The sequence below is a fragment of the Streptomyces sp. NPDC001880 genome (genome assembly GCF_053594575.1).
The window spans coordinates 1-24,309 of record NZ_JBSFET010000089.1; the positions used below are offsets into that span (position 1 = coordinate 1).

Sequence of the window (24,309 nt, forward strand, 5' to 3'; positions counted from 1 at the left end):
TCCTCCGTGGTCGTCCCCGGACGCTGCCCGGAGTCGATCTCGTCCCGCTTGACCCAGTTCCGCAGAGTCTCGGCCGAGCCGATACCGAGCTTCTGGGCGACCGCCCTCAGCGCGGCCGACTCATTCGGGTAATCGCCACGAACCTCAGCGACCATACGGACCGCTCGTTTGCGCAGCTCAAGGGGATACGAAGAGGGGCGTGCCATGACTCAATCCTTTCACGGAATCGAGTCTCCATTCGAACCGGGGCGGTTCAGGGCCTCTTGCAGGTCCGGTTCTGTAAGGGGCGTGTCACAGCCGGGGCGATCGCCTGAGGGACGGCTTGGCATCACTTGATACTCGGATCCTTGCCGTCGGATAACCCGCAGGATCAGGAGCAGAGTTGGCCAGTGTCGTTTCGGGGGTTTAGTTGAGGTACGGGGCGGGGCGTGTGCTGGGGATATCCGGGATTGGTTGAGACTGTGTAAGCGCGGGTTCGTGGGGGGCGTAGGCCTGCTGGTCTGGGGATATCTCTTTTTCGTTGAGATCACCTTGGCGTTCCTCAGATAGTGTCAATTCCTAAAGGGCCCAGGTGTGTTTTCCCTGGTCATAGCCTTCGGCGTCGACGTCGACCCGCGGCAGTCCGAGGCCACCCGCCGCAAGCTGCTCGGCTCCCTCGTCGGCACGGACACCCTCCTCCTCGGCACCCACTTCGCACCGCCCACCGCCGGCCGCGTGGTCGCCCATGGGGACGCCTACCGGCTGGAGCCCGTCCCCGCTTCCTGATGCCGTTGCCACGCCGCCGGCGGTGGGGAAGGACGTGCCGTCACCGATTGCGACGATCATGGCCGCTGTGGTCCTGACGCCCAGGCCGGGCAGCGACGTCAGGAGGTGGAAAAGAGGGAGGGCCTCCAGCAGGGCGGCGATCTCCTGCTCGGCCTGCTTGCGTTGGGTGTGGGCGGCGGCGAGTTGGGCGGCGAGTCCCGGCACGATCAGCGCGCTGGCCTCGGTGCCCGGGACGACAAGGGTCTGCTCGGCGAGCGCGTCGAAGATCTCTGCGGTCAGGTGGTGTGCCTCGCGCGAGCCGTGCACCTTGAGCAGGGCCTCGCAGCGGGCCCGGCCCAGGTTCTTCAGCCTGGCCGGGGAGCCGTGGCGCTGAAGGAGGGCCTGGGTGTAGGGGTAGGCCAGGCGGGGGCCGAGGACGCGTTCGAGGGAGGGGGGATCTGGGAGAGCAGGCCGCGCAGCCGGTTGGTGGTGCGGTTGACCTCGCCGGCCAGGTCGTTGTCGTAGCCGGTGAGCATGGTCAGCTCGGCCAGCACCTCGTCGTCGCGGTCCACCGCGCGCAGGGTGTGCGGCATGGTGCGGGCGGTCTCGGCGATCATGTAGGCGTCGCGTGCGTCGGTCTTGGCCTCGCCCGGGTGCAGATCGGCGGCCCGCCGCATCGACAGTCCGGGCAGGTAAGCGACCCGGCAGTCCGCCGCGCGGGCCACCGTCAGCGGCAGCGCGCCGATGTTGGCGACCTGGTCCACGATCACCAGGACAGTGCCGAACTTCGCCACCAGCTTGGTGAACAGTTCCAGCAGTTTCGGCTCGGTGTTGGGCAGCCGCTTGTCGTGCACGGTTCTGCCGTCGCCGGTCCGGCCGTGGGCGTGGTGGAACTCCTTGCCCAGGTCCAGGCCGAGGAAGAGATCTATCGCGGTCGTATCGACCATGTGCGCGTGCCCCTCGCCTCTCGTCTCCTCAACTCCCGGCCGTCCCTGCGGCACCAGCGCGCCGGCAACCACGTTACGCAGACATGCCGCCCGTGAAGCGGCCCGGCATTGCGCCGGACCAGGCGGTCGTCAGGCCCCTCATCAGCGGTCAAGCGGTGCCCCGAACCCCGCGACCACCATCAACCTGGACGGCTCCACCGCCGACGGCGGAAGCCACCGGCCCGCACCCGCTCCCGACCGAGGTCGGTGGATCACACCGTGTACTCGGGAGTCATGGCGGAGGCCAGGGAGAGATGGACGGATGCCGCCTCCGTCCTGCCCTGTCGCATCAGCGTTCGGCCAAGCAGGAGCCGGGCGTATGAGTCGTCCGGCGTCCGGGCGACCAGGTCCTCCAGCACACTTGCTGCCCGGCGGAGCTGGGCGGAGGCGAAGTAGGCGCGGGCGGCGAGCAGTCGTACGCCGGGGTCGTCGCCGTGCTCTGCGAGCAGCGGCTGGAGCAGGGCGAGGGCGCCCAGCGGGTCGCGCTTGTCCAGCAGCGACTCGGCGTACCGAAGCCGCTCGACCTCGGCGGGCAGCTTCCGGTACTCCTGCCCAGCGGCACCGCGCAGGAAGTCGGCGATCACCTCCGGCTGCTGGGCGCCGGCCAGGGCCTCGCCGCCCACGACCAGGGTCGGGGAGGTGGTGATGCCCCGGGCCTTGCCGGTCAGCAGCAGTTCCTTGACCTGGCGATCGGCGGCTCCGTCGGCCAGGAGTGTGGAGGCCTCGGGGAACCCGGCGCCGGTGGCGAGTTGCTCCAGTACGTTGGCGCGGCTGATGTCGCGACCCTCGGTGAAGTGCGCCTTCATCACGGCTTCGGCAAGGGCGTGCTGCAGGTCGGCACCACCGTGCTGGTAGGCCAGGGCGAGCAGCCGGTGCGCGTCGTGGCTGCTGGCGCGCCAGGCCGCGCCCCAGGTCGGCCCGAGCCCCTCGGCGGCGGCGATCTCGGCGATAGCGATAGGGAGGCCGTGCTCCGCGGGAACCGGTCCGAGCGCACACGCCTGCGGGGTTTCGCCGTCGTGCACGTCACGCAGCGGCTCGTGCGGCGACTGCTCCTCTTGTGCCGCCTCCTCCTGCGGGGTGGCGGGGACCGGTGCGGTCGGGTCGATGCGGAACGGTCGCCACACCACCTCGACCGGCTCGCCGTCCCAGTCGACGAGAGCCTTCTCCAGTCGCCGCTTGCCGATGTACGCCCAGGGGCAGACCATGTCCGCCCAGATCTCGATTCGCATACCCTCGACAGTAAGCGACACTCGTCGCCTAAGCAACAGATGCGGTTTACGCGACGAGTGTCGTACAGTGGGGGCATGAACCTGGATGACCCCCGTGTACAGCGCACCCGAGCCAGGCTCCGGGAGGCGATCCTGGAGTTGGCGACCGAGCAGAACCTGGACGCGATCACGATCTCCGCGGTGGCCAAGCGCGCCGGGATCAACCGCGCCACGGTCTACCAGCACTACCCGGACGTGGACGCACTGGTGGTGGATGCGATGGACGACGCGATCGCCTACGTAGCCTGCGCGGCTCGCCGGTGTCCCGCCGACGCTCCGCCCGACCGGGCCCCCGAGGCGCTGGTCGAGCTGTTCGGGCACATCGCGGCCAGGGCCGCCGTCTACCGGCGCGTGCTGGGCGATCAGGGCAGTGCCGGGTTCTGCGGGCGGATGCGCGAGCAGGTGACCGCCGCGCTGGACGACCGGTTCCGCGCCGGTACGCGCCCCCCCGGGTTCGACGACGTGCCCGTGGACCTGCACGCGGCCTACCTGGCCGGCGCGCTGCTGGGCGTGGTCGCCCACTGGATCACCGGCGAGCACCCGGCGCCCGCCTCCGAAGTGGCGACGGCATTCTGGCGGCTGTTCCGCCCATGAGCGACGCCGGGCGGCCCGGGTCGCGCCCGGCCCCGCCCACCCTGGTCAGGCCAGGGCGAGGAAGGGCGTACCCGGCTCCGCCCGGGGCGTCGGCGGCGTTTCGCCGTCGCTGACGGCCGAGCGCTGACGCACCCCAGTGGTGGCCGGCCTGCCGGTGCGAGATGTCGCCCCGCCGAGGGCGTGTGATGTCGCAACTAATCGAACACAGCTTTGACGTGGGGGAGTCGGGATCGCGCTCCGGTTCGCCGCGAGATGTGACCAGGCTCTGGAAAGTACGGGCGGGGTACGCGACGCGTAATCAATCAGATACCCGGGGGGTATTTTTAAGGGAGGAACACATGTGCTTCGTGGAGGCGCTGGCCCTGAAGGGACTGGGCAATCGCAGCTACCTGGCCGGCGGGCGAAGCGCGGCGGTGGCGGTGGACCCGCCCCGGGACATCGACCAGATCCTGGCCGCGGCGGCCCGGCGCGGGGTGCGGATCACACACGTGGTGGAGACCCACCTGCACAACGACTACGTCAGCGGCGGTCTGGAGCTGGCCCGGATCACCGGGGCCCGCTACCTGGTCCCGGCGGCGGCCGAGGTGGCCTTCACCCGCGTGCCGGTGGCCGATGGCGACACCGCCGTGATCGAGGACGGTCTGGTGCTGCGGGCGGTGGCCACCCCCGGGCACACGCCGCACCACACCTCCTACGTACTGGAGGGCAGCGGGGCTCCCGTGGCCGCGTTCACCGGCGGATCGCTGCTGATCGGCACCGTCGGCCGTCCCGACCTGGTCGACCCCCGGCTGACCGAGTCCCTCGCTCGTGCCCAGCATGCCTCCGCCCACCGCCTGGCCCGGCTCCCGGACCACGTGGAGGTACTGCCCACACACGGCTTCGGCAGCTTCTGCTCCGCCACGCAGGCCGCGGACGTGTCGACCACGATCGGGGCCGAGAAGGTCCGCAACGAGGCACTGATGAAGGACATCGACGTCTTCGTCGCCGGCCTGCTGGCCCAGCTCGACGACGTCCCCGCCTACTACACCCACATGGGCCCGGCCAATGCCTCCGGCCCCGCCCCCGTCGACCTGACCGTGCCGCGACGCGCCGATGCCGCGCAGATCGCCGAGCGGCTGGCCGCCGGCGAGTGGGTGGTGGACCTGCGCAACCGCGTCGCCTTCGCCGACGGCCACGTCGCCGGCGCGCTCAACTTCGAGCTCGACGGCAGCCTCGCCACCTACCTGGCCTGGCTCATCCCGTGGGGCAAGCCGGTCACCCTGCTCGCCGAGACGGCCGACCAGATCGCCGCCGCCCAGCGCGAGCTGGTCCGGGTCGGCATCGACCGCCCCGCCGCAGCCGCCACCGGCACGCCCGAGCACTGGGTCCAGAGCCCGGCGGAGCTGCGCTCCCACCCCCGTGCCCGCTTCACCGACTTGGCCGAGGCCCGCACCCGCGGCGAGTACCCGGTGGTACTGGACGTCCGGCGCACCTCCGAGCGCGCGGCGACCGGGCACATCGACGGCTCGGTGCACATCCCGCTGCCCGAACTGCACCGTCGCGTGCACGAGGTCCCCGACGGGGTGGTGTGGGTGCACTGCGCCGGCGGGATGCGCGCCGCCATCGCCGCCTCCTTGCTGGACGCCGCCGGCCGCCGAGTCGTCGCCGTCGACGACAGCTTCGCCACCGCCCGCGACACCGGCCTGCTCGCCACCGACTGACGGCACCGCCGGCCCGCCGCCTCGCCCCAAGATCCACCACGGAAGAGATCCACATGCCACCGCTGCACCGCACTCCGGGCCCGGCACGAATATCCCCCATCGACGCCCACACCCGCTCGCTCACGGGCGAAGCCGTCCTCCTCGACGTACGGGAACCGGCCGAGTACGCCGCCGGACACGCCCCGGGCTCCGTACCGCTCCCGCTGAGCCTCCTCGCCGCGAACGCTCCTGTTCCCCGCGACCTCGACGGGCGACCGGTGCTGTGTGTGTGCCGCTCCGGCCGCCGCTCCCAGCGAGCCGCCGAGATCCTCACCGCACGTGGCATCACGGCTCTGAACGTCACCGGCGGCATGCAGGCCTGGGCGCAGGCGGGCCTTCCCGTCCGTACCAGCCATGGGCACCACGGGCACACCGAATGACCACGCTCATCCTCGCCCTCACCGCCGGGCGTGGTCGGCCTGGCTCTCGGCGGCTTGGGCGGCGGAGGCAGCATGCTCGCCGTCCCCGCCCTGATCTGCCTACTGCACTTCACCCCGGCCCAGGCCACCACCGCCAGCGTCGCCGCCACCTCCCTGACCGCACTGCTCGCCCATGCCAGAGCGGGCCGGGTGCGCTGGCGCACCGGCGCGATGTTCCGCCGGACTGCCGGCAGCCGCAGCAGCCGGGGCGGTCTCCGCTGAACTCCCCGGCACGCTGCTCACCGCGGCTTTCGCCCTCTTGGCGGCGCTGGCCGCCTGGCGGATGCTGGCACCCCGGCGCGAGACCAAGCCGGCCAATGCCTCCGGACCCGGCAAGGCCGCAGCCGCAGGCGCGGGCCTTGGCGGTGTCACCGGCCTGCTCGGCGTCGGCGGCGGGTTCCTGGCCGTGCCCGCCCTGGTGTCCGTCCTCGCGTTCCCCATGGCCGAGGCGATCGGCACCAGCCTGCTGGTGATCAGCACCAACTCGCTGGCCGCGCTGGCCCCGCGCCTGGGCAGCGCCGCAGCGATCGACTGGACGATCGTCGGCCCCTTCACCGGCGCGGCGATCCTCGGCGCCTGGGACGGCAAGCGCTGGGCGGAGGAGCTCTCCGGCCGCACGCTGCAGAAGATCTTCGCGATCACTCTGCTGGCCGTCGCCGCGCTCATGCTCGCCGACACCTTGCACTGACACCCTCGCCCGCATCCCTGCTTCCGGCTCGGACCACCCAGGCCGAGCTGGCCCACCCCCTCACCGAAGGAAGCCTCTCCCCCATGAACCCGACGCTGACCCCGCAGCAGTTGCACTCCCGCCTGGACGACCTCACGGTCATCGACGTGCGCTCCCCCGGCGAGTACGCCGACGGCCACATCCCCGGTGCCCGCAACATTCCCCTCGACCGGCTCCAGCAGGCCCTGCCCGAACTGCGCACCGCCGCCCGGGACGGCGGCCTCGTCCTCGTCTGCGCCTCGGGGGCCCGCTCCCAGACCGCCCGCGCCAAACTGGCGAAGGCAAGCATCCCCGCCCTCGACCTGACCGGCGGCACCAGCGCCTGGGCCCGCGACGGACTCCCCCTCGACCGGTCGGCCGGCGCCCCGACGGTGTGGCCGATGGACCGTCAGGTCCGCCTCGGCGCAGGCTCCCTGATCGTCCTCGGGCTGATCGCCGACCTGTTCGTACCCGGCCTGCGCGTGGTGTCGGCCGCCGTCGGCTGTGGCCTGGTGGTCTCCGCGCTCATCAACCGGTGCGGCATGGCGACGTTGCTCGGCAAGCTCCCGTACAACCGGCGCGCCAACAACACCTGCACCCTCTACCCCCGGCGCGGCTGACACACGGCATCGTCGGGGTGCACCTGCGCAAGAAGGTCCGCACCACGATCCCCGAGCCCTCGCCGACGCCGGTGCCGGACCTGCTCCAGCGGGACTTCACCGCGCCCGCGATCAACACCAGGTACGTGGGCGACATCACGTACCTGCCGATCGGCGACGGTGATTCCTTTACCTGGCAACGGTGTTGGACCTGCGCTCGAAGCGTCTGGCCGGGTGGTCCATCGCGACGCACATGCGCACAGAGCTGATCACCGACGCGCTGCGAATGGCGGCGGTCAACCGGGGTTCCCCGGGGCTGCGGGACGCGGTGTTCCACAGCGACAACGGAGCCCAGTACTGCTCGAAGGACTTCGCTGACCTCTGCACCGAACTCGGCGTGACCAGAAGCCGGGGCGCCGTGGGCACGAGCGCGGACAACGCCGCCGCGGAAAGCTTCAACGCCACCCTGAAACGAGAGACGTTGAAGGGGAAGAAGCGGTGGGACGGGGCCCGTGAAGCCTGCCGGGAAGTCTTCCGCTGGATCACCCGATACAACACCCGAAGGCGCCACACCGCCATCGGGAATATCAGTCCGATCACCTTCGAACGGCGATCGGTTAAGGTGGCGCTCGCCGCATAACGCACGGTGTCCACGATCTTGGGTGAACCCCCAGGGTGACTGCTGCCTCGTAGGACCGGGCGGTCTTGTCGTAGCGGGTGGGTGCGCCACTGCCTCAAGCGGTTGAAGCACTGTTCCACCACGTTGCGCTGCTTGTAGACGTTGCGGTCGAACGCTGGTGGCCGGCCGCCGCGCCTGAGTCGGTCGTGTGCCTGGTCGGTGGGCTCGGGGATGGTGTGCGGGATGCCCCGGTGGCTGAGCCAGGGGCGGATCGCGTTGGAACTGTAGTCCTTGTCGCCCAGGACGCTGTTCACGACGGGGCGAGGGCTGGCCGTCACCACCGGCGTCGGTCGGATCCGTTGCGGACAGCTGTGACAATGCGACGGTCGAGACCCTGAGCGGCACGTTCAAGGCCGGGCTGATGGAAATGCAGGGCCCCTGGAAGGGCGTCGACCAGGTCGAACGGGCGATCTTCGAGTGGGTCACGTGGTACAGAGGAGCGTCTCCACTCCGCGCTCGACTACGTACCGCCTGCCGAGTACGAGGAAGCCTTCTGGCGGAGCCAGGAGCAAACTCCGCAGTCCGCCTGAACCAATCAGGGTCGGGCTCTACGACACTCGGGGCAGCTCAAGTGCGTGCCATAGGTGAGGTGGTCATTGCTGGGCAGCCAGTTGCAGTTGGTGGCGGAGACGCCCGAAGCGGGCGATGCTCTCGTCGAGCCCTCCTGGCCGGGAGCGCAGGAGCCAGCAGGAACGTTGTTCTGCCAGGAGTGGTTCGAGTTCTCGAAGGAGGCGGTGGGCTGTGGTGGGATCGATCGCAGTGGCCTCGGCACGTGCCTGCACGCGAGCCTGGAGCAGGCGCACCGCAAATTGCGCGAGGGCGATGGCTTGGTCGAGTTCACGGAGCAGCACATCACCGTCGCCGGCCGCGGGCTCGGCAGCGGTGAGATCGAGGCGGCAGGCGGCCAGCGTCGTGGCGGCGACGTCGAGATCCTGCGGCGACGGGTTGGTTCGCATCGGGCAGGTGGGGTCCGGCAGCAGGGCGCGAGTGAGCGGGGAAGCGTTGAGAAGTGGGGGGTTGAGGGCGCGGGTGATGCGGCCCAGCCGGTCGAGTACGGTTCCGCTGAGGCCGGTTGGGTCCAGCAGCACGTGGTCGTTGAGGACGGCGGCGATGTCGAGGTCGCGATTGCTCTGAAGGCACCAGCTGACGGCGCCGCCGAAGACGGCCGGCCCGAAAGTGATCGACGGCGGGTCCCACATGCCCTGGTCGCCCCAGGAGGTGAGCAGGAAGCCCTCGGCGCCGTTTTCGAGTCCCGCTTCCGCCGCGTCGACCATGTTTTCCATGGCGTTGTCGAGTCGGCCGATCAGCGAGTTCCAGTTGCCGGTGCCGGGAGCGACCCAGAACGCGATTCCGGCCTCGACCAGCACTTTGGCCCGTCCGCGGAAGCCGTCGCGCAGCCGGTCCACGTCCGAGCCCGTGCGCTGCCAGGACCTCAGTTCCTCAGTGTCGGCCGCGATGACATCGGCGGCTTGCCGTGGTGAGTCGTACTGCCAGATGACGGGTACGGCTCCTTGCGGCACGCGGTCCATCAGTTCGGGGTGCTCGGCGAAAACGTCGGCCCAGAACTGCACGGTGTACCCGGCGTCCAGCCAGGGCCGCATGATGCGCTCAAGGTGGGTCAGGTAGACGTCGCCGACGCCGTCGCGGGTGGTCTGTTCACGGGAGTGTCCGGTGCCGAGTTCGAACGGTTCGTCGGCTCCGATGTTGATGCGCCTGGTGCGGAGGTTGCCGGTCATCTCCTCCAACAGAGCTGTGACGAAAGCGGCGTTGTCCGCCGTGGGTGCCAGCGTGCCGGGTGGGCAGTGGGCCCCGCCGCGCTCGAACCCGTCTGGGTTCTCGGCCCGGTGGGCATAGGTGGCGTGGCCCAGGAAGCGCTCCATGTGGCCGAAGGTGTTCTGGTTCGCCACCAGGTCGATGCCGTGCGCCGCGCAGCGGGCGTCGAGCCATCGCAGATCTTCGGCGGTGAGTGGGGAGGCGTCCCGCCAGACCTCTTGGTGGTCGCGGTAGGCATAGGTGTGTTCGCAGTAGAGTTCGAGCTGGTTGAAGCGGGCCAGGGACAGCAGGGACACCCATCGCTCCAGGGTGCGGCGGGTCGGGACCCGGTCGCGGCTGATGTCGAGCAGGAAGCCTCGGATGGCGAAGTCGGGGTGGTCGGCGATCTTGTAGCCGGTCTTGGGAAAGTCCTGGTCGGCTCGCAGTTGATCGAGGGTCTGCAGGCCGTAGCGCAGACCGGCTGCGTCGCGGTGGTGGAGGTCGATGCCGGCCGGTCCGGTGTGCAGTCGATAGCCCTGCGCCGGCAGGGAATCGTCCACGGCCACGACCACGGGGGCGTCGAAGGCGGCGCCGCCCGTCCGCGTGGTCATCGAACGCGGGCGAGGATAGGGAATGACAGGCACAACCAGTCTCCTGAGCATGGGGGGCGGTATACGGAACGGTACGGTCCTGCCCGTTTCCCGGTCGGACGTGAGGGCACCCGCGGCCGAGGTACCGGCGAGGCCGGGAATCTGCCTCGGCTGTGCCCTGCCATGCAGGGCACAGCCGAGGATCCGAGGAAATGGACAGCAGGACTGGCGGCTTGAAGGCCGCGTACGCGAGGGGCGTTATGGCGCGATACGGATGTCCTGGTCGAGCAGTGCGGCCGCGTGAACGTCCGTGTAGATGGTGCACGACGGGTGAGTGCGCAGGATGGTGCTGGGCCACCGGATGGTCAGGGGCTCCTGCACCGTTGCCCGCACCGCGATGGCCTTGAGTGCGCCGGGAACCATGCAGAACAGGTGGGCGGCACTCATGAGCGTCGGGATCGTGACCGTGATCGCGGTCGTGGGCACATCGGCCAGGGCAGGAAAGCAGCCGTCGGCGACTTGCTGCTCGCGGCATGCCTGGTCGAGGGAGACCGATTTGACTGCCTGGGGATCAGTGAAGTCCGCCACGGGCGGGTCGTTGAAGGCCAGGTGGCCGTTCATGCCGATTCCCAGGCAGATGATGTCGATCGGGTCTTCCAGCAGAAGCTGTGCGTAGCGGTCGGCGCAGGCTTGGGGCGTCTCTGCGCGGGTCGTGTCGATGTAGTGGACAGCGGCGAAGGGAAGTTGATCGAACAGGGCCGTGCGCAACCAATTGCCGAAGCGTTCCGGCGCCTCGGGCTGCAGCTCGAGGTACTCGTCCATATGGAAGGCCGTGACGCGGTTCCAGTCGATGTCCGGCTGACGGGTCAGGGCGGCGAGCGTCTCGGTCTGGCTGGGCGCCGCGGCGAAAATCATGCGGGCGTGGTGCTGTTCGGACAAGATCAGGCGGAGCCGGTGCGCTATCTCCTCGGCAGCTGCCTCGCCGAGCGCCTGCCTGTCCGGGAACACCTTCAGTCTGTCGCCAAGGTCGTTTAGTGGCATGTCCGGGAGTCTGAAGTGCAACCGTTTGCACGTCAAGAGGCATCGCCCCGTAAGGTGTGCGCATGCCGACTCGCCCACGCTCCTCCTCCGGAATCACCATCGGCGACGTGGCCGTCGCCGCCGAGGTCTCACGCTCCACGGTGTCGCGTGCTTTTAGCCGTCCCGACCTGCTCAGCCGCGAGACCGTCGATCACGTCAGGGCCGTCGCGGAGCGGCTCGGCTACATCGTCAACCCTGCGGCACGGGCACTGTCGACCGGGCGGTTCGGCAACATCGCGATGGTCGTGCCCGACGTGGCCAACCCGTTCTTCCCGCCCATGGTGCGCACGGTGCAGGCGCGGGCCGAGCAGGCCGACCTGGCCGTCTTCCTCGGAGACTCGGACGAGTCCGCTGCCCGGGAGGCCAAACTGGCCGCCCGGTTCAGCCCGCAGGTGGACGGGTTCATTCTGGCCTCCTCGCGGCTTGAGGCAGAGGTGGTGCGGGAGTTGGCCGCCAGCCGCCCGACCGTCCTGGTCAACCGGGACATCGAGGGAATTCCTCGGGTGCTCATCGACTCCTCGGGCGGGATGATCGAGGGGGTCGTGCACCTCAAGCGGCTGGGGCATCGCAAGATCTCCTATCTGGCCGGCCCGCGCGATTCCTGGTCCGACCAGCAGCGCCGGGCGGCCATCCGGCAGGCAGCCGCCGACGTGGACGTGCAGGTCGAGATCGTCGAGGTCGGACGCCCCAGCTACGCGGCGGGCCGGGACGCGGTGTCCGCGCTGGTGGAATCGGGGGCGACGGCAGCGGTCGCGTTCGACGACGTGGTCTCCCAGGGAGTGCTGGCCGGCCTGGAACTACGGGGCATCAACGTGCCCGACGATTTCGGCCTCATGGGCTGTGACGACACGCTCGCCGCGCTCACCACACCGGCCATGACCAGCGTGTCTGCCGCGTCGGCCACCGCGGGAACCGCGGCGGCCGACCTCCTGGTGCGCATGCTGGAGACGGGGCACACGGAACCGGAACGGCTGACCGTCGCCACGCACCTGGTGATCCGCGCCACCACGGGACCCGCGCCCCGGTGACGGATGCGCTGCGGCAGAACTTTCTCTGTGTGAGCCGTTGACGATGCAAACGGTTGCATGGTTCAGTTCAGGCCATGACACGGATCGTTGTTGCAGGTGCAGCCCATCCTCATGTCGACTACGTGCTCGACGAAGTGAGCCGGTCCCCGGATCTGCAGTTGGTTGCCGTCGCCGATCCCGTGCGCGAGTTGGCCGAAAAGTGTGCTGCGTCGTACGGGGCGCGCGTCTTCACCGATCACCGCCGGATGTTGGATGAGGTGCGGGCCGATGTGGTCGTGACGGCGGGCGTCTACGGCGACCGGGGCCGGATCGTCATCGACGCGTTGGACGCCGGCTGTCATGTGCTGGCGGACAAGCCCTTGTGCACCACCCTCGACGAGGTCGATGCCATCGCCTTGGCGGCCCAGCGCAGCGGACGTCATGTGGTGCTGATGCTGGAGAAGCGGTACTACCCGGAGACGCTCGCCGCGCTCGAGCTGGTGCGGGCGGGCACACTCGGGAAGATCACCGGCGTGCTGTCCTCCGCGCCGCACAAGCTCAACCGGCCGCAGCGGCCCGGATGGTTCTTCGACCGGGCCCGCTATGGAGGGATCCTGGCCGACCTGGTCGTTCACGACATCGATGCCGCCTTGTGCTTCACCGACCTCACCGCTGGCACCGTGCGGGGAAACGTCGCCGGCACGGTGCCCGGGACGACGGACTTCGCCCCCTATGGCGTCGCGACCTTCGCGAGCGCGGGTGTCCTGGTCACGGCCGAGGTCAGCTGGATGACCCCGGCGGCCTCCACGGTGCACGGCGACTACCGGATGCGGCTGGTCGGCACCCTCGGCACCGCCGACCTGCTGTGGGCCCGCCGCCGTCTGGTGGTGACCACCGACGAGGACGCCACGCACGACGTCGAACTGCCCGAGGGCTTTCGGCCTGCCCAGCTTCCCCTGCGGGCCCTGACACAGGGTGAGGCGCCTGACATCTCCACCGGTCACAGCCTTCTGGCCACCCGGCTGTCACTGCTGGCCCAGCAGTCCGCCTACACCGGCGGTACGAGCATCGCCTGGTCGGCGCCCCCGGCCCGTTCCCTCTGACCTCTCCCTCTGACGCCTTGTGCGTGAACCGCGCAAACCTCAGTACCTCTCGAAAGTGACGGAACAACCATGCGTTTCGCCCTGCTGGGCGCCGGTGTCATCGGTGCCGTACATGCCCGGTTGATCAGCACGCTCCACGAGAGCGATCCCCGGACCGAGCTCGCCGCCGTCATCGACAGCGACCTGGACAAGGCCACGACCCTGGCCAAGGAGCACAACTCCCGTGCCTACGCCGGCGCCGCCGAGGCGTACGCCGCCGAGGAGATCGACGCGGTCGCCGTGTGTCTGCCCAGTGCCCTGCACGCGGACGCGGCGATCCAGGCGCTGAACGCGGGCAAGCACGTACTCATCGAAAAGCCCGTGGACATCACGCTGGACGCGGCCGACCGGATCATTGCCGCCCAGCGTCGCAGCGGCCGCACGGTGTCCGTCATCAGCCAGCGCCGCTTCCAGCCGCCCGCGGCGTTCATCAAGGACGCCGTGGACGCGGGACGGCTGGGACGCACCACCTCCGGGATCGCCGAGTCGGCGTTCTTCCGCCCGCAGGCCTACTACGACTCCGGTGACTGGCGCGGCACGGCGGCGGTCGACGGCGGCGGCGCACTGATGAACCAGGGCATCCACGCCCTGGACCTGCTGCTGTGGATGCTGGGCAAGCCGGTGCAGGTCAGCGCGCAGACCGGTCGGGTGGCCCACCAGGACATCGAGGTGGAGGACCTGGCGGCGGCCACCATCCGGTTCGAGAACGGCGCGGTGGGACTGCTGCTGGCCAGCACCGCTGCCTATCCCGGCCTTCCGGTTCGGCTGTCGGTCCACGGCGATCGGGGAACCGCGGTGATGGCCGATGACCGGCTGGAGTACTTCCACTTCTCGGACCGTGTCGCTCCTGCGCCGCTGCCGTCCGAGGAGCCGCTGCGCGAGGGCTGGAGCCTGGTCGACAACGCGCACCTGGCTCAGTACGAGGACTTCGTGGCCTCGATCCGTACCGGTCGCGAACCGGCCGTCACGCTCGCGGCGGCACGCCGCTCGCTCGCGGTCGTCCTGGCCGTCTACGAATCCGCCCGCACCGGCCGCCCCGTCGACCTCCAGGAGAGCTGAACCATGAGCGAAACACTGCGCATCGCGATCGTCGGTACCGAGAACAGCCACGCCGAGGAGATCCTCCACCACCTCAACGTCAAGAGAATCTCCCCACAGGTCCGGGTGGTCGCCCTCGTCGGCCCCGATGACGAACGCAACCGGGAACTGGCCGCCCTGGGCGGCGACCTGCCCGTCATGGCCACCTCGGCCGAGCTGATCGACTCCGTCGACGCCCTGATCGTCACCAACCGCGACGGTGCCGCGCACCGGGCGGAGGCGGTGCCGTTCCTGGAGGCGGGCAAGCCGGTCTGGGTGGACAAGCCGCTGGCTGCGAGCATCAAGGACGCGCGGGCGATCATCGAAGCGGCTGACCGTGGTGGGGCGCCGATGACGTCGTACTCGGCGGTGCGATGGGTACCCGACGCCGACCGGGTCGAGGAGGCTGCCACCGACATCGGGGACCTCCAGACCGTAACCGTGACCGGCCCGGCCGACCCGGACAGCGAACACAGCGGGATCTTCTTCTACGGTATTCATGCCGCCGACCTCGCCCAGCGCCTGGCCCCGGGCACGCCGGGACCGGTGGAGGTAGAACGGGTGGCGGGCACCGTCGTGGCCCGGTACTGCAGCCCGGCAGGCGTGCTGGTCACGCTGCAGATGGTCACCCCCACCGAGGCCGGGCGGGTGCCGTTCCACGTCGAGATCGTGGGTCGGTACGGGCTGGTCAGCCGCGACATCGAGCTGAACGCCGACTACGTGGAGCCGGGCCTGAAGGTCTTCCTGCAGATGCTCAGGACCGGCAGACCGCCGCTGGCCACCGACACGCTGCTGGCACCGATCACCGTCCTGGAGCAGGTCCGCGCCGCTTTGTAGGGCTGCACGCCCACTCACCACCTTTCACCGATGGAGACCAGCAATGGACGCAAAGATTGTCAGAACGACGGCGGCGGCCGCGGCCGTCGGCCTGTTGGTAGCCGGTTGTTCAGCCGGCTCCGGTAGCGGAAACGATTCCCTGTCCGGCGGCCCGAAGAAGGGCACCGTGCGGGTGTGGTTCATGAAGGACTCGATTCCGCAGCCCGCGCAGGACTACCTCAAGTCCCAGTTCGAGAAGCAGCACCCCGGCTCCACTCTCAAGATCGAGATCCAGCAGTGGGACGACATCGTCGCCAAATTGCAGACCGCGATGGCCAGCGAGAAGGAAACACCGGACATCGTCGAGATCGGCAACACGACGTCGTCGACCTTCGCCAGCATCGGTGCCTTCGCCGACCTGAGCCCCATCTACCAGGAGCTCGGCGGTGAGAAACTGATCCCCAGCTTCGTCGAGGCGGGAACGTCGGGCGGAAAGAAGTACGCGCTGCCGCTGTACGGCGGGGCGAGCGTCATCTACTACCGCAAGGACATGTTCGAAAAGGCGCACGTGGCTCAGCCCAAGACGCTGGGCGAACTGGTCAGTGCCGCGCAGAAGGTGAAGGAGGCCAACCCCGACAAGCGCAAGAACTTCCAGGGCATCTACCTGCCGGCCTCCGACAACCACTTCATGGAGGCATGGATCTTCTCCCAGGGCGCCAACTACGCCAAGCGGAACTCCGACGGCACCTGGAAGGGCACGCTCGACACCCCGCAGGCCAAGGCAGGGTTCTCCATGCTGCAGCAGTTGTGGAAGACCGCTGCTCTGGGAGCGCAGGACTCCTCCGAACAGGGTGCGGCGCCCTGGGTGCCGTACAACAACGGCGAGGTCGCGATCATGTCCGGCCGTACCTTCGCCGAGCAGAACATCTCCTCGGAGATGAAGAAGAACACTGCGGTGATGGCGATCCCGCCGGTCGAGCCGGGCGGTGTGGGCCACTCTTTCTCCGGCGGTTCCAGCGTCGGCATCTCGGCGAAGTCACAGGTCAAGTCGCTGTCGCAGGAAGCTCTGAAGCTGATCTACAGCAAGGAGTTCCAGACCAAGGTCGCCGCACAGGGCTGGATTCCGGGCAACATCGCCTACGCCGATGCGGTCCCCGAGGGGATGGCCAGCGGGCGGCTGCAGCAGCAGATCGCCGCGAGCTCCGTGCTCACCCCGTCCGCGGAGAACTGGGCGGTGGTCCAGGGCAACAACATCCCGGCCGACTTCTGGGCGAAGCTGGCCCGCGGCGGATCCGCCGAGAAGCTGGCCAAGGCCACTGACGGCAAGATCGAGGAAGTCCTGAACAAGAAATGACCACCGACCTGAAGGACGTGTCCGCGCCGCCCGACCGGCGCCGGTCCAGAACCCCTGTGACGCCGTATCTTCTGGCGGCGCCGATGTTCTTGGCCGTCATTGTGGCCCTCGGCTACCCGCTGGTCCGTCAACTCGTCATGTCTTTCCAGGAGTTCGGGCTGCGCCAGCAGTTCGGCCAGCCGCCTGCATGGGTGGGTCTGGACAACTACAAGACCGTGCTCAGCGACCCGGCGATGCTCGAGGTCCTCGTACGCTCCATCGTGTTCTGCCTCGTCTGCATGAGCCTGACCATGGTGGTCGGAGTGGGCCTGGCTGCGTTGATGACGGCGATCAGCCGGTGGGCCCGGCTGGTACTGCAGGTCTGCCTGCTCCTGGTGTGGGCCATGCCTGTCATGGTCACCATGACCGTGTGGCAGTGGCTGTTCGACAGCCGCTACGGCGTCGTCAACTGGCTGCTGTCCCACCTGGGCATGTCCGGGATGGAGGGGCATGCCTGGACAGCGGATCCGATCGGGTTGTTCACGGTGGCCGCACTGATCGTGGTCTGGATGAGCGTCCCGCTGGTGGCGTTCATGAGCTACGCGGGCCTGAGCCAGGTGCCCGCCGAGGTCATGGAGGCGGCCTCCTTGGACGGGGCTTCCGCTTGGCGCCGCTTCAGAAGCGTGACTCTGCCGCTGGTCCTGCCCGTCATCATGATCGTCGGACTGCTGCAGATCGTCTGGGACCTGCGAGTCTTCACCCAGATCTACGTCCTGCAGCAAAGCGGCGGCTCCACCGAGGACACCAACCTGCTGGGCACGGCCGTATACCGGCTCGGCATCGGCCAGGGCGACTACGGTGTCGCCTCCGCTCTGGCGACCGTCGTTCTGCTGCTCACCTTGCTGCTGACCTGGAAGTACATCGCCACGCTGCTCAAGCAGCAAAAGGAGGCGGCGGACCGATGAGCGCATCCACCATGGCCCGCGCCAGTGATGGCGCGGCCAAGACCCCTCCCTCTCCCGCCGGCGGGCCCAAGCCCCTGACCGGCGCGCGAAGGCGGCGCACCCGTCGACGCTCCGTGCTCAACGCGCTCGCGGTCCTGGCCGCCCTGGTGTGGGTCTTTCCGGTGTACTGGATGGTCAACACCGCGTTCGTGCCGACATCCGAACTGTTCAGCCTCACCCCGAAGTTCGTGCCGTTCCCCGGCACCTTCAAGCACTTCTCCGGGGTCCTTCAGGACGACAATTTCTGGTCGGCGCTGCGGATGAGCGCCACTGTCACCTCGGTGGTGGTCGTCCTCGCCGTGCTCTTCGGGTTCATGGCGGCGGTGGCCGCCAGCCGGTTCCGCTTCAAGGGCCGCGGCGCACTGGTCATGCTGGTGATCGTCGTGCAGATGCTGCCGGCCGAAGCGCTGTTCATCTCTCAGTTCCGGATGCTGGACGACTGGAATCTGCTCAGCTCCGTCACCGGCCTGTCGCTGCTGTGTCTGGGCGGGAACGTGCCGTTCACGATGTGGCTGCTGCGCGGCTTCATCGACAACATTCCCGCGGACCTGGAAGAGGCAGCCATGGTCGACGGCTGCAGCCGGGTCGGCGCGTTCTTCCGCGTCACCCTGCCCCTGCTGGGACCGGGGCTGATCACCTCGTCGGTCTTCGCGTTCCTGCACACCTGGAACGAGTACAACCTGGCCCTCATCGTCATGACGAAGACCGACCACGCGACGCTGCCGCTGTGGCTGCGCAGCTTCAGCAGCGAGACTTCCGCCACCGATTGGGGCGGCGTCATGGCCGGCTCCGCCCTGATCGCCGTACCGGTGATCGCCCTGTTCATGTCGGTCCACTCCCGGATGAGCTCGGGCCTGGTGGCGGGGGCGGTGAAGGGCTGATGCACGGGCGGCTCCTCGACGGGCGCACGGCCCGCATAATCACCGACACCCATGGGCGTATCCGCTCGGTCGAACACGGTGGACCAAATGGACCAAACGGGCCGGAAAGCCTGCCCATTCTGATCCCCGGCCTGGTAGATCTCCAGGTCAACGGCTATGGCGGCCATGACATCAACGCCGACGACATCACCGTCGACACCGTTCGCCGGCTCGCCGAGGCCCAGTGGGCGGCGGGGACCACGACGTTCTTCCCCACCGTCATCACAGCCGGAGAAGGCAAGATCGTCCACGCGCTGGAAACCATCGCGGCCGCCGTACGCAGCGATCCGCTACTCGCCCACTCCGTAGCCGGCATCCATGTCGAAGGGCCCTATCTGTCCGCGGCGGACGGCGCGCGTGGCGCGCACGACGCACGGTATCTGCGCGACCCCGACACCGCCGAGCTGGTCCGCTGGGTCGCCGCCTCCGACGGGCTGCTGCGCATCGTGACCCTGGCGCCCGAACGGGCAGGGGCGACCGCGTACATCGAGGCCGCGACGCGCGCGGGTGTCCTGGTGTCGATCGGGCACTGTGCGGCCGAACCCGATCAGATCCACCGTGCGGCGGCGGCCGGGGCATCGCTGTCCACCCATCTGGGCAACGGCATCCAGCCCCTGCTGCCGCGCCACCCCAATCAGATCTGGTCGCAACTCGCCGACGACCGGCTGTCCGCCTCATTCATAGCCGACGGACACCATCTGCCCGCCGACGCCCTGACCGCGATGATCCGTGCCAAGGGGATACGGCGTTCCTTCCTGGTCAGCGACGCGGCGGCCCTGGCGGGTTCCCCGCCCGGCACCTACACCACGGCGGTCGGCGGCCGGGTGAGCGTCACCGACGAGGGCGGCCTGGTCCTGGCCGGCAGCACGCTGCTGGCCGGATCGGCGGCCTGCCTGCTGGACTGCATGCGCTGGGCGCGCACGCACACGCCGTTGTGTGACGAGGACCTCCTGTCGCTGGCGGTGGCCAACCCCGCAAGGCTCGCCGGCCTCGCGGACCGGGGCAGCCTGACGGCCGACGCAGCCGCCGATCTGGTGCTCCTGGACGACGACTTCCGCGTCCTGCAAACGGTGGTCGCCGGCACGACCGTCTATCACGCCGACCACACCTCGCAGCTCTGAACCAGCTCTTCCACCAAGAGATACGGAGTATCACCGTGCGCAGAGGCAGAAGGCTCTGGAGCCTGGGACTGGCTCTTGTCTGTACGACCGCTGCTTGGCTGGTGCCGGCCGGCACCAGCCAAGCAGCCACGACCCCCATGATCTCCATCGAGTCACCCAGCGACGGGGCCACCGTCCAGGGCCGCACGATGACCGTGCACGGCCGCTACGCCGAGACCAGCGACCTGAAGCTGGTCGTCGACGCACAGCAGACCGTCCCGGTCACCACCGACGCAGACAACGGCACTTGGTCGGCCACCGTGGACATCAGCGACAAGGACGGCACCCTCGGCCTGGCCGCGTACGGCAAGAACAACCAGACGTTGTACACGCAGTGGTCCTCATTCCTGTCGGTCGATGTCCACAACCCCGCCGCCGCCAAGCCGGGCGTGCGCATCGTTTCCCCACGCATGTCCGACAAGCTCCACGGCACCATCCTGCGCTCCGTCATCGAGGTGACCTCCAGGAACGGGGTGCGCAGCGTGCAGGTGCGGGCCAACGGCGGCTCCTGGCGGTCAGCTTGGCGCGTCCCCGGCTCGCCGAACCGGTATGCGGCGCTGCTCGACGTGCGCTCCCTCACCCCCGGCTTCGCCGGTCTCGAGGCACGGGCCACCGACCGGAGCGGCCATGTCGGCACCTCGACGTCCACCTATGTCTCGCTCGGCGGCGCGACGCCCGCCCCGCGGCACAAATACGACCAGGACCGCGCCATGTGGGTGTGGGAGCAGAACTCCTACCCGGCGGTGTTCGACACCGCGGCCCGCGACCGGCTCGGGAGGATGATGGACGACACCACCACCTTCCCCGGCTCGGACCCGGTCCGGACTCTCTACCTCGGTGTGGACGACTACCAGGGCAAGGACATGCTGCGCGAGGCACGCCCGCAGGTGGCCTCGTTCATCCGCTGGGCACGCGGCCGCGGCTATCACGTCCAGGCGGTCGTCGCCGCCGGCACCGTCCCGCCGTATCTGGGCGTCCTGCCGCAGTACCAGGACCACGCCGTCCGCGAGTTCCAAAAGGTTCTGGACTACAACCTGGCCGCCCCCGCGGACGCCCGCTTCGACGGCGTGAACGTCGACATCGAGCCCTACATCCTGCCGCAGTGGAAGGAGCAGGGCTCGGGCAACATCCCTGTCGTCTGGCTCGACCTGCTGGAAAAGCTCGTCCACCTGCGCGATGCCTCCGGCCAGCCGCTGTTGTTCGGGCCCGCCATCCCGAGCTGGTTCGACTCCTCCACTGCCTGCTGCACCGCCGTCACCTGGCACGGCAAGACCGCCCCGCTCAGCGACCATGTGCAAGATCTCAGCGACTACGTCTCGCTGATGGACTACGTCGACCGCGCCGACGGTCCCAGCGGCATCACCGCGCGTGCGGCCCACGAGGTCTCCTACGCCCGCCAGATCGGCAAGCCGGACTCGGTGGTGATCGGCGTCGAGACCAAGGATCTGACCGGTGGCGGCGACCCGGAAACGGTCACCTTCTGGGAAGAAGGCCGCACCTACATGGAGGCCGAACTGGGCAAGGTCTACGCCGCCTATGCCCCGGACGAGCAGTACTTCGCCGGCATCGCCATGCACCACTACCAGAGCCTGCTCGTCCTCCCCTCCGTGCAGGGCGGCGGCGGGGTCACCTATCCGCAGGAGTAGCCCCCGCATGCAATTGCTCAACCAAGTGACGGCCGGGGCCCCTTCGCGGGCCCCGGTGCGGATCATCCATCTGGGGCTCGGCGCCTTCCACCGCGCACACCAGGCCTGGTACACGCACCGGGCCGACCACGAGCGTCAGTGGGGTATCGCCGCCTTCACCGGGCGCCGCCCGGCCGCCGCGCATGCGCTGGCGGCACAGAACGGCCTGTACTCGGTGATCGAGCGTTCCGCGGCCCGGGATCGTGTCGAGGTGGTCGGCTCCATCACCGAGGCCCACGACGGGGCCGACCGGATGCGGCTGCGCATGCTCGCGGCGTCCCCGCAGACCGCCGCGGTCACGCTGACGGTCACCGAGGCGGGCTACCACCTGGGCGCCGACGGTGAGTTGGACTTGTCCGCAGCGCCCGTACGGCACGATCTGCAGGCCCTGCGCAGAGGAGCGGACGGTGCTCTGGTCACGGCGCCCGCGCGTCTGCTCGACGCTTTGTCCGCGCGCCGCCGTACCGGAGGCGGTGGCGTGGCGGTCATCTCCTGCGACAACCTGCCCGGCAACGGAGCTGTGACCCATCGGGTGGTCCGCAGCCTTGCCGCCGCGCTCGACGAGGAGCTGGCCGACTGGATCGACGCCCAGGTCAGCTTCGTCAGCACGTCGGTCGACCGCATCACACCGGCCACCACTGTCATCGACACAGGCCTGGCCTCGGCACACCTGGGTCTGCGCGACCTCAACACGGTGGTCACCGAGCCGTTCCACAGCTGGGTCCTGGCCGGCCGCTTCCCGGCCGGACGTCCGCCGTGGGAACAGGCGGGCGCCTTGTTCGTCGATGACATCGGCCCCTATGAACGGCGCAAGCTGTGGCTGCTGAACGGGGCACATTCGCTGCTCGCCTACACAGGCCTCGCACAGGGCCACGAAACGGTGGCCGAGGCAATCCGCGATCCCAGCTGCGAGACGGCGGTGGCCGATCTGTGGGGCGCCGCTGCCCACCACCTGGACGATGACCGGCTCGATATTCCCGCCTACCGCCAGCAGTTGCTGGCCCGCTTCCGCAATCCGCGCATCGCCCACCGCCTGGCCCAGATCGCCATGGACGGCAGCACCAAACTGCGCGCCCGCCTCCTGCCCGTGGTCGATGCCGAACAGGCCGCCGGCCATGACCTCGCACCCGCCCTGCGCTGCGTGGCGGCCTGGGCCGCATACGTGCTCACGGCACCCGACCCCGCAGCCCTGCCCGACTCCGCTGCACCCGCTCTGGCCCGCGCCTGCGCCTTGGCGGGCGACAACCATCGCCTGGCGGCACTCCTCTCCGTGATCAGCCCGGCCTGGGGAGAGGATTCGGCGATCTTGACCGCCGTGAACCAACTCCGCCGCTCCCCACAACCCAGAAGGTAGACATGCGCATAACCTCGGCCGACGTCATCGTTACCAGCCCCACCCGCAACTTCGTCACCCTCAAGATCACCACTGACGAAGGCATCACCGGCCTCGGCGACGCCACCCTCAACGGCCGCGAACTCGCCGTCGCCGCCTACCTGCGCGACCATGTCGCCCAGCTGCTCATCGGCCGCGACCCGCACCGCATCGAGGACACCTGGCAGTACCTCTACCGCGGCGCTTACTGGCGACGCGGGCCGGTGACGATGGCGGCCATCGCGGCCGTCGACATGGCGCTGTGGGACATCAAGGGCAAGGCCGCAGGCCTGCCCGTCTATCAGCTGCTCGGCGGCGCCTCCCGCACCGGACTGATGACCTACGGCCACGCCTCCGGCCGCGACCTGCCCGAACTGTTCGACTCGGTGCGCCAGCACATCGAGCAAGGCCACCAGGCCGTACGGATCCAAAGCTCCGTCCCCGGCATCACCGCGTTGTACGGAGTGGCGGCACAACCCCAGGCCAGCGGCGTGCGCTACGACCACGAACCGGCCGGGCGGGGCAGCCGTCCCCCCGAGGAGGTCTGGAACACCCGCGCCTACCTGCACCACCTTCCCACCGTCTTCGAGGCTGTACGCAACGAGTTCGGCCCGGACCTTCCGCTGCTGCACGACGGCCACCACCGGATGACGCCGATCCAGGCGGCCAAGCTCGGCAAAGCCCTGGAGCCCTACGACCTGTTCTGGCTGGAGGACAGCACACCCGCCGAACACCAGGAAGCCTTCCGCCTGATCCGTCACCACACCACCACCCCGCTGGCCGTGGGCGAGGTGTTCAACCACGCGGCCGACTTCCAGACCCTGCTCACCGAACGGCTCATCGACTACGTACGGGCAGCCGCAACCCACTTCGGCGGCATCACCCCGCTGCGCAAGATCATGGACACCGCGGCCGAATACCAGATCAAGTCGGGCTTCCACGGCCCCACCGACATCTCCCCCGTCGGACTGGCCGCCCAAGCCCACCTGGGCCTGGCCATCCACAACTTCGGCATCCAGGAGTACATGGGCCACAGCGAGGCCACGAACACGGTCTTCCGCCAGTCGATGACGTTCAAGGACGGCCTGCTCCATCCCGGCGACACCCCCGGACTCGGCGTGGAGCTGGACGAGGAAGCCGCCGCAGCCCACCCGTACCAGCAGGCATACCTGCCCTGCAACCGGCTCGCCGACGGCACCATCCACGACTGGTGACCCTCCTTCCCGGCGCCGGGGCGGGCCCTCCACGCGCCATTCCCGACCATCCCGGTGGGGTCACCCTCAGCAACGGAGAGGAATGGTCAAGGCTTGTGGATCGGAGCGCCTGTCACGAATGCCACGGACCCCGGAGTTCCGGTCTGCGGGGGCGTCATCCCTTACCGGCGTTGGGGTGACGGCCGCGGCAGCGGCGCTGGTCCTGGGCGCGGGCACGGCTGTGGGGTTACTCGTCTGGCAGCAGCTGGACCTCGTCACCCTGGTCGGTTTTCTCGTCACCAACGCCGTCGTCGCGTTCCTGCTTGAAGCCCTGCCCGAGGAGACGACGCTGCGCGGCTACACGTGGACATCGCTGCGCAGACGGTTCGGGCCCGCACTGGCGGCGCTCGGCACCACGGCGGTCTTCCTGCTCGTACCGGGCAC

Annotated in this window: 20 protein-coding genes and 5 pseudogenes; 19 read left to right on the plus strand and 6 right to left on the minus strand. The window is 69.2% G+C overall.

All coding sequences use genetic code 11. From position 1 onward, the window contains the following. A pseudogene (locus ACWCQ6_RS29925) lies at positions 1–206 on the minus strand (IS3-like element ISMyma3 family transposase); the annotation flags it as partial. Positions 207–600: 394 nt separating this feature from the next. On the opposite strand from ACWCQ6_RS29925, the pseudogene ACWCQ6_RS29930 reads away from it, so the two are divergent. Beyond that, positions 601–765, plus strand: a pseudogene (locus ACWCQ6_RS29930) (MBL fold metallo-hydrolase); the annotation flags it as partial. 344 nt (positions 766–1,109) lie between these two features. Here ACWCQ6_RS29930 and ACWCQ6_RS29935 read toward each other — a convergent pair. Together ACWCQ6_RS29935 and ACWCQ6_RS29940 are read right to left on the minus strand one after the other, a co-directional pair. Further along, a complete protein-coding gene (locus tag ACWCQ6_RS29935; protein WP_451094482.1) occupies positions 1,110–1,691 on the minus strand; it encodes an IS110 family transposase in 582 nt (193 codons plus the stop codon). 251 nt (positions 1,692–1,942) lie between these two features. Then, positions 1,943–2,959, minus strand: a complete 1,017-nt coding sequence (locus ACWCQ6_RS29940) for a DsbA family protein (RefSeq protein WP_451094484.1) — start codon at positions 2,957–2,959, stop codon at positions 1,943–1,945. A gap of 75 nt (positions 2,960–3,034) precedes the next feature. On the opposite strand from ACWCQ6_RS29940, the gene ACWCQ6_RS29945 reads away from it, so the two are divergent. The 6 genes and pseudogenes from ACWCQ6_RS29945 to ACWCQ6_RS29970 all read left to right on the plus strand — a co-directional run. Beyond that, positions 3,035–3,592 (plus strand): TetR/AcrR family transcriptional regulator, encoded by a 558-nt coding sequence (locus ACWCQ6_RS29945; RefSeq protein ID WP_451094486.1) that lies wholly within the window; start codon positions 3,035–3,037, stop codon positions 3,590–3,592. Between the two features lie 338 nt (positions 3,593–3,930). Further along, positions 3,931–5,292 (plus strand): MBL fold metallo-hydrolase, encoded by a 1,362-nt coding sequence (locus ACWCQ6_RS29950; RefSeq protein ID WP_451094488.1) that lies wholly within the window; start codon positions 3,931–3,933, stop codon positions 5,290–5,292. A 53-nt stretch (positions 5,293–5,345) separates the two neighbouring features. Beyond that, complete coding sequence (locus ACWCQ6_RS29955; RefSeq protein WP_451094490.1) at positions 5,346–5,711, plus strand: rhodanese-like domain-containing protein; 366 nt, start codon at positions 5,346–5,348, stop codon at positions 5,709–5,711. Further along, a pseudogene (locus tag ACWCQ6_RS29960) lies at positions 5,708–6,438 on the plus strand (TSUP family transporter). The gene ACWCQ6_RS29955 and the pseudogene ACWCQ6_RS29960 overlap by 4 nt, the downstream one beginning before the upstream one ends. Before the next feature lie 83 nt (positions 6,439–6,521). After that, entirely contained in the window at positions 6,522–7,076 is a 555-nt protein-coding gene (locus ACWCQ6_RS29965) for a rhodanese-like domain-containing protein (protein ID WP_451094492.1), read from the plus strand. Between the two features lie 2 nt (positions 7,077–7,078). Continuing rightward, positions 7,079–7,695, plus strand: a pseudogene (locus ACWCQ6_RS29970) (IS3 family transposase); the annotation flags it as partial. On the opposite strand, the pseudogene ACWCQ6_RS29975 reads toward ACWCQ6_RS29970, so the two are convergent. The 3 genes and pseudogenes from ACWCQ6_RS29975 to ACWCQ6_RS29985 all read right to left on the minus strand — a co-directional run. Next, a pseudogene (locus tag ACWCQ6_RS29975) lies at positions 7,673–7,979 on the minus strand (IS5-like element ISMt1 family transposase); the annotation flags it as partial. The pseudogenes ACWCQ6_RS29970 and ACWCQ6_RS29975 sit on opposite strands and share 23 nt — an antisense overlap. 348 nt (positions 7,980–8,327) lie before the next feature. Continuing rightward, positions 8,328–10,097 carry a glycoside hydrolase family 20 zincin-like fold domain-containing protein gene (locus ACWCQ6_RS29980; protein ID WP_451094494.1) on the minus strand — a complete coding sequence of 590 codons (1,770 nt, stop codon included), beginning with the start codon at positions 10,095–10,097 and terminating at the stop codon, positions 8,328–8,330. A 237-nt stretch (positions 10,098–10,334) separates the two neighbouring features. After that, complete coding sequence (locus ACWCQ6_RS29985) at positions 10,335–11,117, minus strand: glucosamine-6-phosphate deaminase (RefSeq protein ID WP_451094496.1); 783 nt, start codon at positions 11,115–11,117, stop codon at positions 10,335–10,337. Positions 11,118–11,179: 62 nt separating this feature from the next. Here ACWCQ6_RS29985 and ACWCQ6_RS29990 point away from each other — a divergent pair, with 62 nt between their 5' ends. From ACWCQ6_RS29990 to ACWCQ6_RS30045, 12 genes are all read left to right on the plus strand, one after another. Then, positions 11,180–12,184, plus strand: a complete 1,005-nt coding sequence (locus ACWCQ6_RS29990; RefSeq protein ID WP_451094498.1) for a LacI family DNA-binding transcriptional regulator — start codon at positions 11,180–11,182, stop codon at positions 12,182–12,184. 74 nt (positions 12,185–12,258) lie between these two features. After that, positions 12,259–13,266 (plus strand): Gfo/Idh/MocA family protein, encoded by a 1,008-nt coding sequence (locus ACWCQ6_RS29995; protein ID WP_451094500.1) that lies wholly within the window; start codon positions 12,259–12,261, stop codon positions 13,264–13,266. Between the two features lie 69 nt (positions 13,267–13,335). Further along, the gene (locus ACWCQ6_RS30000) at positions 13,336–14,364 is read left to right on the plus strand and encodes a Gfo/Idh/MocA family protein (RefSeq protein WP_451094502.1); all 1,029 of its coding nucleotides are present in this window, start codon (positions 13,336–13,338) and stop codon (positions 14,362–14,364) included. A 3-nt stretch (positions 14,365–14,367) separates the two neighbouring features. Continuing rightward, positions 14,368–15,219: a Gfo/Idh/MocA family protein gene (locus tag ACWCQ6_RS30005; protein ID WP_451094504.1), complete on the plus strand. Its 852-nt coding sequence runs from the start codon at positions 14,368–14,370 to the stop codon at positions 15,217–15,219. A 43-nt stretch (positions 15,220–15,262) separates the two neighbouring features. Beyond that, complete coding sequence (locus ACWCQ6_RS30010) at positions 15,263–16,552, plus strand: extracellular solute-binding protein (RefSeq protein ID WP_451094506.1); 1,290 nt, start codon at positions 15,263–15,265, stop codon at positions 16,550–16,552. Then, on the plus strand, positions 16,549–17,496 hold the full coding sequence (locus tag ACWCQ6_RS30015; RefSeq protein ID WP_451094508.1) for a carbohydrate ABC transporter permease: 948 nt from the start codon (positions 16,549–16,551) through the stop codon (positions 17,494–17,496). The genes ACWCQ6_RS30010 and ACWCQ6_RS30015 overlap by 4 nt, the downstream gene beginning before the upstream one ends. Further along, positions 17,493–18,416, plus strand: coding sequence for a carbohydrate ABC transporter permease (locus tag ACWCQ6_RS30020; protein WP_451094510.1), 924 nt, complete (start codon positions 17,493–17,495; stop codon positions 18,414–18,416). The genes ACWCQ6_RS30015 and ACWCQ6_RS30020 overlap by 4 nt, the downstream gene beginning before the upstream one ends. Further along, positions 18,416–19,576 carry an N-acetylglucosamine-6-phosphate deacetylase gene (locus ACWCQ6_RS30025; RefSeq protein ID WP_451094512.1) on the plus strand — a complete coding sequence of 387 codons (1,161 nt, stop codon included), beginning with the start codon at positions 18,416–18,418 and terminating at the stop codon, positions 19,574–19,576. The genes ACWCQ6_RS30020 and ACWCQ6_RS30025 overlap by 1 nt, the downstream gene beginning before the upstream one ends. Before the next feature lie 137 nt (positions 19,577–19,713). Next, the gene (locus tag ACWCQ6_RS30030) at positions 19,714–21,261 is read left to right on the plus strand and encodes a hypothetical protein (protein ID WP_451094514.1); all 1,548 of its coding nucleotides are present in this window, start codon (positions 19,714–19,716) and stop codon (positions 21,259–21,261) included. Between the two features lie 7 nt (positions 21,262–21,268). Next, positions 21,269–22,654 carry a mannitol dehydrogenase family protein gene (locus tag ACWCQ6_RS30035; protein WP_451094516.1) on the plus strand — a complete coding sequence of 462 codons (1,386 nt, stop codon included), beginning with the start codon at positions 21,269–21,271 and terminating at the stop codon, positions 22,652–22,654. Positions 22,655–22,656: 2 nt separating this feature from the next. Beyond that, positions 22,657–23,886 (plus strand): D-mannonate dehydratase ManD, encoded by a 1,230-nt coding sequence (gene manD / locus ACWCQ6_RS30040; protein WP_451094518.1) that lies wholly within the window; start codon positions 22,657–22,659, stop codon positions 23,884–23,886. 175 nt (positions 23,887–24,061) lie between these two features. Beyond that, a partial coding sequence (locus ACWCQ6_RS30045) for a CPBP family glutamic-type intramembrane protease (RefSeq protein ID WP_451094520.1) occupies positions 24,062–24,309 on the plus strand: 248 nt, incomplete at its 3' end.